General features: G+C 75.6%; 1 protein-coding gene. It reads left to right on the forward strand.

What is annotated here, in order from left to right:
* Positions 1-624 (forward strand): aminotransferase class I/II-fold pyridoxal phosphate-dependent enzyme (locus MBTS_RS23265; protein WP_192216603.1); only part of this gene is annotated, 624 nt, incomplete at both ends.

Raw genomic sequence — 624 nt, forward strand, 5'->3', positions numbered from 1 at the left:
GTCGCTGGCAGCGTCGCGGGGCGAGGCGGGCGACGCCCCGATCCCCGACGCTTTCGCCCTCGGCCGCCCGGCCCTCGATGCGTTTCCACGTGAAACCTGGGCACGCCTGCTCCAGGCCGAATGGCGCGCCGGCCCGCCCGCGCATCGTCATCCCCTCGGCGATCCGCGCCTGCGCCGCGCCCTGGCGGCCTATCTCTCGGCCGGGCGCGGGGTCGCTTGCAGCGAGGAGGCGGTGATCGTCACCGCCAGCATCCGCCAGAGCCTGCGCCTCCTGGCGGAGCTCCTGCTGGAGCCCGGCGAGGCGGCCTATCTGGAGGAGCCGGGCTTTCCCGGCCTCGCCCATGCCCTGCGGGCGGCAGGCCTGCGCACGATCCCGGTGCCGTGCGACACGGCCGGCTTCTCGATCGCGCGGGCGCGGTCCCTCGATCCCGGAGCGCGGCTCGCGGTGGTCACGCCGGCCCAGGGCCATCCCCTCGGCGACACGATGAGCCTGGAGAACCGCCTCGCCCTCCTCGCCTGGGCGGAGGCGGAGGATGGCTGGATCGTCGAGGACGATTACGACGGCGAGTACCGCTATGCCGGGCGGCCGCTGGCACCGCTCCACGCCCTCGACCGGGCCGGGCG

The organism is Methylobacterium bullatum (genome assembly GCF_014845095.1).
Classification (GTDB): Bacteria; Pseudomonadota; Alphaproteobacteria; order Rhizobiales; family Beijerinckiaceae; genus Methylobacterium; species Methylobacterium bullatum.